Annotated in this window: 7 protein-coding genes and 1 pseudogene; 1 reads left to right on the top strand and 7 read right to left on the bottom strand. The window is 67.3% G+C overall.

What is annotated here, in order from left to right; all coding sequences use genetic code 11:
* The 6 genes from K8V84_RS19605 to K8V84_RS19580 all read right to left on the bottom strand — a co-directional run.
* The coding region (locus tag K8V84_RS19605; protein ID WP_304077076.1) for a DEAD/DEAH box helicase at positions 1-198 on the bottom strand (198 nt) is incomplete at its 3' end.
* 369 nt (positions 199-567) lie between these two features.
* Entirely contained in the window at positions 568-1,410 is an 843-nt protein-coding gene (locus K8V84_RS19600) for an enoyl-CoA hydratase/isomerase family protein (protein ID WP_304077075.1), read from the bottom strand.
* 70 nt (positions 1,411-1,480) lie between these two features.
* Positions 1,481-1,687 carry a helix-turn-helix domain-containing protein gene (locus tag K8V84_RS19595; protein ID WP_304077074.1) on the bottom strand — a complete coding sequence of 69 codons (207 nt, stop codon included), beginning with the start codon at positions 1,685-1,687 and terminating at the stop codon, positions 1,481-1,483.
* Positions 1,688-1,900: 213 nt separating this feature from the next.
* Entirely contained in the window at positions 1,901-3,499 is a 1,599-nt protein-coding gene (locus K8V84_RS19590) for an ABC-F family ATP-binding cassette domain-containing protein (RefSeq protein ID WP_304077073.1), read from the bottom strand.
* Between the two features lie 280 nt (positions 3,500-3,779).
* Complete coding sequence (locus K8V84_RS19585) at positions 3,780-5,141, bottom strand: AI-2E family transporter (protein ID WP_304077072.1); 1,362 nt, start codon at positions 5,139-5,141, stop codon at positions 3,780-3,782.
* Positions 5,142-5,314: 173 nt separating this feature from the next.
* The gene (locus tag K8V84_RS19580; protein ID WP_304077071.1) at positions 5,315-5,722 is read right to left on the bottom strand and encodes a YccF domain-containing protein; all 408 of its coding nucleotides are present in this window, start codon (positions 5,720-5,722) and stop codon (positions 5,315-5,317) included.
* 714 nt (positions 5,723-6,436) lie between these two features.
* Between K8V84_RS19580 and K8V84_RS19575 the strand changes: the two genes are divergently transcribed.
* Positions 6,437-6,736, top strand: a complete 300-nt coding sequence (locus K8V84_RS19575) for a WhiB family transcriptional regulator (RefSeq protein ID WP_017588640.1) — start codon at positions 6,437-6,439, stop codon at positions 6,734-6,736.
* Positions 6,737-6,924: 188 nt separating this feature from the next.
* Here the strand turns inward: K8V84_RS19575 and K8V84_RS19570 are convergent.
* Positions 6,925-7,249: pseudogene (locus K8V84_RS19570) on the bottom strand (phosphoribosyltransferase); the annotation flags it as partial.

The raw sequence follows: 7,249 nt of genomic DNA, 5'->3' as shown, positions 1-7,249 counted from the left end.
CTCGGAGCAGCGCATCAGGACCGGCAGGCCGAAGGCCAGGGTCTTGCCCGATCCGGTGCGGCCGCAACCGAGGACGTCGCGGCCCTCGATGGCATCGGGAATGGTGGCGGCCTGGATCGGGAACGGGGTGGTCACACCGTTCTTGGCCAACTCCTCGACGATGTCCTTGGGAAGGCCAAGGCTGTCGAAGGCAGGCATTACGGCAGTGTCCGTCGTCAAGTGACGTGTACCTTCCTCATCGTTTGGCGGCGTTTCGAGGAAGGCTTCACGCGGTCACAGCGGACCCAGCGAAGAAATCACACAAACGCGCCTGATCACACGCGGAAGCGACCCCGAATCGTGTGGGGTTCGTGTGCTCTTCGGGTCAAGAGTGACGTCGACCGGGTCGACACGCTCTCCGCGTCTTGGCGGCCCGGCGCGCTCTTATGCGCGCGGCATTGAACGACCGCTTGCAGCAGCGTACTAGAGATCGCCTCGAAGCGGGGACGGGACGGGGGCATTTCCCCGGTGATACGGATCTCTCCCCTCCCGTCCCCGACCGTACGCGGGCGAGCCCCGAGGCCGAGATCAGGAGCCGGCGGTCATGGCCTTGACCATGGCGGTGAGGCGGCCGGCCTGGGCCTTGCGCTCGGCGGCGCACTGCTCTTCCAGGGTGTTGTCCACGGCCTGCTGCAGGAGCGCCTTGGTCGCGACGGCGGCGTCGGCGTTGACCGCGAGGAGCCCGGCGACGGCGTCGTCGACGGCAGCGTCGAGTTCGTCGGCGCCCACGACGAGGGTCGCGAGACCGATTTCGCGGGCCTCATCGGCACCGACCTTGCGGGCGGTCAGGCAGATCTCGACGGCACGGTGGACGCCGACGATGTCCACCAGGGGCTTGGTGCCGGTCAGGTCCGGCACCAGCCCCAGGGCGGGTTCCTTCATGCAGAACTTGGCGTCGTCGGCGAGGATGCGCAGGTCACATGAGAGGGCCAGCTGGAACCCGGCGCCGATCGCGTGTCCGCGCACGGCGGCGATGGTGACCAGGTCGGGGCGGCGCAACCAGCGGAAGCCCTCCTGGAGTTCGGCGATGTAGGCGTCCAGCTCGGAGTCGTCCGTGGTCCCCTCGGCCAGCCCGGCGACGATCGAGCGTTCCCCGTCCACCCCTTCGGGGGTGAACATGTTGAGGTCGATGCCCGCGGAGAAGATGTCGCCCTCCCCGGAGATGACGACGATTCGGACATCCCCGGGGAGCGTCTGGCCGATGTGGGCCATGGTCGTCCAGGTGCGACCGGTCATCGCGTTGCGGCGCTCAGGGCGGGCGATGGTGATGCGGGCGACAGCGCCCTCCACCGACAGGCGCAGTCCCGCGCGGGTCAGCTCCTCCTCGGTGGGCGCCTGCCGAGCGCCGGTCTCCTGCTGGGCCTGGGACATGTGTTCCTCCGTCGGATCGGTGTGACACCCCGACCCTACTCGCCGGTAACCCAGGCGACGCCACCGACCGTCACGCCTTGCGTGTCGCCCCGCCTCGCCCGCGCAGTTCCACGCCGGCCTCGCCCAACAGGCGGTGCACGAAACCGTAGGAACGCCCCGTGGCCGCGGCCAGGCCGCGGATGCTCTCCCCCTCGTCGTAGCGGCGCTTGAGCTCGGCGGCCAGCTCCGCGCGACCGGCACCCGAGACCCGGGCGCCCTTCCTCAACTCGTCACTCACAGTTCTCTCCCGTTCAAGACAGTCCGGCGCCATGAGGGCCGGGACCACAGTCATGATCAGGCATGGGCGTCCCGCACCGCCACAACCGATGGTGGACACACCGGGTGACCGAGATTTCGGCGCCACACAAACCACGTCCGAAACGAAGGAGGGGTGAACCTCCCAGCCTTCTGGGCGTCCACCCCTTCTTTCACCGTGTTCCCACGGGCCGACTCAGGCCAGGGCGATGAGGTCCTCGAAGTCGGCGTTCCACATGTCCTCGACCCCGTCCGGGAGCATGATGACCCGCTCTGGCTGAAGGGCGTCGACGGCGCCCTCGTCGTGTGTCACCAGGACGATCGCGCCCTTGTAGTTGCGCAGCGCCGAGAGGATCTCCTCGCGGCTGGCCGGGTCCAGGTTGTTCGTGGGCTCGTCGAGCAGCAGCACGTTGGCGCTGGAGACCACCAGCGTGGCCAGGGCCAGCCGGGTCTTCTCACCACCGGAGAGCACACCGGCGGGCTTTTCGACGTCGTCGCCGGTGAACAGGAACGAACCCAGGGTCTTGCGCGCCTCCACCTCGGGCAGGTCCGGGGCCGCGCTCATCATGTTCTCCAGAACGCTGCGGTCCACGTCCAGGGTCTCGTGTTCCTGGGCGTAGTACCCCAGCTTGAGACCATGGCCCGGAACGACCCGACCGGTGTCGGCCTCCTCGACCCCGCCCAGGAGTCGCAGCAGGGTCGTCTTGCCCGCTCCGTTGAGCCCCAGGATGACCACCCGGCTGCCCTTGTCGATGGCCAGGTCCACCCCGGTGAAGATCTCCAGCGAACCGTAGGACTTGGACAGCCCCTCGGCCATGAGCGGTGTGCGACCGCAGGGGGCCGGGTCCGGGAAACGCAGCTTGGCGACCTTGTCGGCCTTGCGGACCCCCTGCACCCCGTCCACGATCTTGTCGGCGCGGTTGAGCATCTGCTGGGCCGCACGGGCCTTGGTGGCCTTGTAGCGGAAGCGCTCGGCCTGCTTGCGCAGGGTGTCGGCCTTCTTCTCGGCGTTGGCCAGTTCACTGCGGCGTCGACGTTCGTCGTCCTCGCGCTGGATCTGGTATTGCTTCCAGCCCATGTTGTAGATGTCCATGACGCTGCGGTTGGCGTCCAGGTAGAAGACCTTGTTGACCACGTGCTCGACCAGTTCGACATCGTGACTGATCACGATGAGCCCGCCCTGGTGGGTCTTGAGGAAATCGCGCAGCCAGACGATGGAGTCTGCGTCCAGGTGGTTGGTGGGCTCGTCCAGGAGCAGCGTGTCGGCGCCGCTGAACAGGATGCGGGCCAGCTCGATGCGGCGCCGCTGACCACCGGAGAGGGTGTGCAGCGGCTGGCCGAGGACCTTGTCCGGCAGGCCCAGGCTGGAGGCGATGGCCGAGGCCTCGGAGTCCGCGGCGTACCCGCCCAGCACGTGGAGGCGCTCCTCCCACCGCGCGTACTGGCGAACGCCCTTGTTCCGGGTCTTCTCGTGGTCGCTGGCCATCTTCTTCTCGGCCTCGCGCAGTCCGCGCAGCGCCTCGTCGATCCCGCGGGCGGACAGCACACGGTCCTTGGCGATGACGTCCAGGTCTCCGGTACGGGGGTCCTGGGGCAGGTAGCCGATGGTGCCGGACGAGGTGACCGTCCCACCGGTGGGCAGTCCCTCACCCGCCAGGACCTTGGTCATGGTGGTCTTACCCGCACCGTTGCGGCCGACCAGACCGATCCGGTCACCCGCGGCGACCTGGAAGGTCGTCGGCTCCAGAAGGAGTCGGGCTCCGACTCGCATTTCGAGGTCGGTGGCGATCAGCATGGGTGGAGCTTCCTCAAGGTGGTGTGACGGTCGGTGGCGACCCTGGACCGCACGCGGCCGGGCCCCTGTTCGTGGGACCGGCGGGTGGGGTCGGGTGGGCGGGGGCGCCCCGGCGGACCGACCCAGCCTAACGGCACGGGTGGAGGGGTGGGCGAAGGGTTTTCCCCGGATCGCCCCGGGCGCGGGGCCGAAGTGCGCACAGGCGTGCCCCCGACCCTCACAACGGGTTCGGGGGCGCCGCCATTCCCCCGCGCCGTGGGCGCGGGCTCACGTCAGGTCCTCATCCCTGCTCCCCGTCCTTGTCCGTCCTGTCCTTGACGGCCTTGTCCTTGGTCCCCTTGACCGGTTCGGCCGTCTCCTCGCTCTGGGCCACCACCACGACCGCTTTGTCCGCGGTCACCGGACGGGGTTCCCCTTCCCCACCCGAGCTGTTCTCGGTGCTGACCGGAGGGCGGTTGCGCAGCAACGCGGCCAGAACGGCGGCGATCGGAGTAGCCAGGAACATGCCGGGGATGTTGCCGAGGATGCCGCCCGCGGTGATCGCGATCAGCACGACGGGTGAGGGAAGTTCCAAGGCCTGCCCGTAGATCCGGGGGGCGAAGAAGCTGCTCTCGGCCTGCTGGACCACGACGACCGCGATCACGATGATCAGCGCGATGACCGGACCTTCGGCCACCAGGGCCACCAGGGCCGCCAGCAGACCGGTGAGGAAGGCACCGATGACCGGCAGGAACGCACCGATGAACGTCAGAACGATCAGCGGAATGGCCAGGTTCACGTCCAAGAAGATGAACAGGAAGATGCCGATACCGACGGCGTCGATGACACCGACCATCGCCACACCCCGCACGTAGCGACCCATCACCCCGTAGGCGACGCCACTGGCGTGCCGCAGGCCGGGGCGGGACTTGGGCGGCAGCAGGGTGACGACCCAGTCCATGAGTTTGTCGCCGGAGTGCACGAAGTACACGGTCATGGCGATGATCAGGACCAGGCCGAGCAGGAGCTGTACCACGGCCGTTCCCGCGGTCCAGGCACCGCTGAGCAGCTGGTCGGTGTTGTCGGTGATCATCCCCTGGACCTGGGCCCAGGCATTGTTCAGCATCTCGGTGAACAACGCCTGGTCGATGAAGGGGATCTCCACCTTCTGAAGCTCGACGAAGGCGCTGCTGACGCTGGTGACCAGTCCGTCGAAACCCTGGATCGCGGGCGAGACGATCATGGTGATCACGCCGCTCAGCACGACCAGTGCGGCGAGGACGGACAGTGCGGTCGAGGATCCCCGTCCCAGTCCCTTGCTCCGCAGCCAGTTGGCCAACGGCATGAGCAGGGCGGTGATGAAGACGGCGAGCACCACCGGCAGGGTGATCACCGACAGGTGGATGACCGCGTAGACGAACAGTCCCACCACGACGCCGATGAGCAGGATCCGCCAGGCGACGTCACTGACCATTCGCAGCAGGTCGCCGGCGCCGACGTCGTCCTGTTCGGCCGCGGCCCGCTTCTCCTGTTCCACCTTGGCCTCGGCCTTGGCCCGGGCCTCTTCCTGCGCTTCCAGGTGGGCGAGGCGTTCGGCGCGGGCTCTGCGGGACACGAGCCACTTGTTCAGGAGCGCCCAAACTCCCGGCCGCTGGGCTTGCACATGGACTCCATTCTCCGGTGGTCATACCGAGGTCGCTCGTCGACGGCGACCACCCGTATGCCGTTTCGTCTGATGCGGGGGATGGAAGGGGGACGGTTCTCGGGTGTCGCAGTGGGGTTGATGCACGGTACAGGGTCCGGGTTCTGGCCGACCCTGTGAAGGACACAACTCCGTCAGAACTGCCAAGGTTCCCGAGCGTGCCCGCTCTCGACGATCTCGTTGCCGAAGGGCGCCAGGGCGACGGGGATCATCTTGATGGAGGCCCAGGCCATGGGGATCCCGATGATGGTCACGGCCAGGCCGGCGGCCGTGACGATGTGACCGATGGCCAGCCACCATCCGGCGACGATCAGCCAGATGATGTTCAGGAAGGTGGAACCGCCTCCGGCTCCCTGACGGCGCACGAGGTCACGGCCGAACGGCCAAATGGCGTACTTGGCCATGCGGAAGGACGCGACCCCGAACGGGATGGTGACGATGAGGACGCAGCAGATGACGCCGGCGAACACGTAGCCGAGCGCCAGCCAGAACCCGGCGACGAAGATCCAGATGATGTTGAGAATGAGCCGCAAGAGGGCCACGGTGATTCGTCTCCTTGAGTCGGTCCTGGACGCGGATGCCGTTCGTCGAGGATTCGATCGAACGCATCCTGTTTTCTATCGTCTGGGACGCTCGGACACCATGCCCTGTTCCACCTTGGATCCCTGGCCCCACCCTTAGGGGACGCCGCGGGACACGGGCGACACAACGAACCTCGTCGGGTCTCGCGAGCACCCGGTCGTTCCTCGCGGAGGGTGATGACATACGGTCCCACCCAATCTCGCAGACCTACGGCGACCAGAATGTGATGGGCGCATCAGGGGGACCCCCTAGGCAGGGGCGACATAGCGCCATACGATGTCCCTTGTCCTTCGCAAGACGGTCGTACATGTGATCTGCGACAAACTCGGACAAATAACCACAGATCTGGTGTCAGGCATCAGGTTTCGGTAACAGTTGAACGAGTAATTTCTCCACCCCCCGTGCACGATCGGGAGTGGGGATGGCATGATTACGTACCGGCTCGGACGGAGGCTGTCACCGCCTCCGCGGCCGTTCGCGTGAGAGCACCCCTTCATCGACAGGCATCGCCTGCTGTGATGGTGCTTTTCGTGGTCTCAGCCACACCGGGGAACAACACCTGCACCGCACGACGTTTGCGTCGTGCGGGGTGCCTCGCGCCGCGTGACCGACTTGTTGGTGACTGAAGCTTTTTAAGACAGCTTACTAGTGATTTCAGTAGAGGTGGTTCAAGCATGTCTCAGGTACGTCGGCAGGCCGCGCTGCGCCCCCGCCCGAGCTGGGGGTGGCAGGATGCCGCCGCGTGCCGGGGCGAGGACCTTGTGCTCTTCTTCGGCCCGGATGGCGAGCGCCAGCCGGAGCGGGAGATTCGTGAGCGCAAGGCCAAGGAGATCTGTGCGGCCTGCCCGGTTCGGACCGACTGCCTGGACTATGCGATCTCGCGTCCGGAGAAGTACGGCACCTGGGGTGGTCTGAACGAGGACGAGCGCGCCTCTGAGCGCCGTCGTCGTATGCGACGCGCCAACGCCGCCTAAGTCCGCGCGTCATTCCCCACGCGGAACTCTTTCCGGAAGGCCCCGGCCCCGATGACCCGCGGCGCCCCGACGTTCATGTCGAGGGCGCCGCGGGTTTTCCATTGCCCGGGTCACGGAACGGACTCGAACGTCTTACCCGGAAAGTATCTCCGGTCGAACCGCTGTAGCCTCTTCGGCCCGGTCCCCGTCTACTCGGCGCGACGGAACAGGTACCGGTCGAACCAGTCCAGAGTGCGCACCGCGACCTCGCGCCACTGCCGTGTCCCGCCGAGAAGACGGTCGGCCCCCGAGACCACGTCCAGCTCCGAGGGACCTCCCAGGTGGGCCCTCGACCACTCCCCCAGCTCGCGCACGAACGAGTCCCCGCTCTCCAGGAGCAGGAGGGTGGGCGCGCGCACCTTTCCCAACACCGGTTCGGCCATGTCCACACGACCGCCATGTGCCACGACCGACGCCACATCCTGCGGCAGCTCCGCCGCGGCCGCCAGGGCCGCGGGCGCCGCGTCCCCCCAG

Origin of the sequence: Nocardiopsis listeri (assembly GCF_020741345.1) — a bacterium.
Classification (GTDB): Bacteria; Actinomycetota; Actinomycetes; order Streptosporangiales; family Streptosporangiaceae; genus Nocardiopsis; species Nocardiopsis listeri_A.
This window is presented reverse-complemented; position numbering and strand designations above follow the sequence as displayed.

Bases quoted from the DNA above. Each gene is read 5' to 3' on its own strand.
- K8V84_RS19590 (WP_304077073.1), bottom strand. From the start codon at position 3,499: ATGCTGATCGCCACCGACCTCGAAATGCGAGTCGGAGCCCGACTCCTT.
- K8V84_RS19575 (WP_017588640.1), top strand. From the start codon at position 6,437: ATGTCTCAGGTACGTCGGCAGGCCGCGCTGCGCCCCCGCCCGAGCTGG.
- K8V84_RS19600 (WP_304077075.1), bottom strand. From the start codon at position 1,410: ATGTCCCAGGCCCAGCAGGAGACCGGCGCTCGGCAGGCGCCCACCGAG.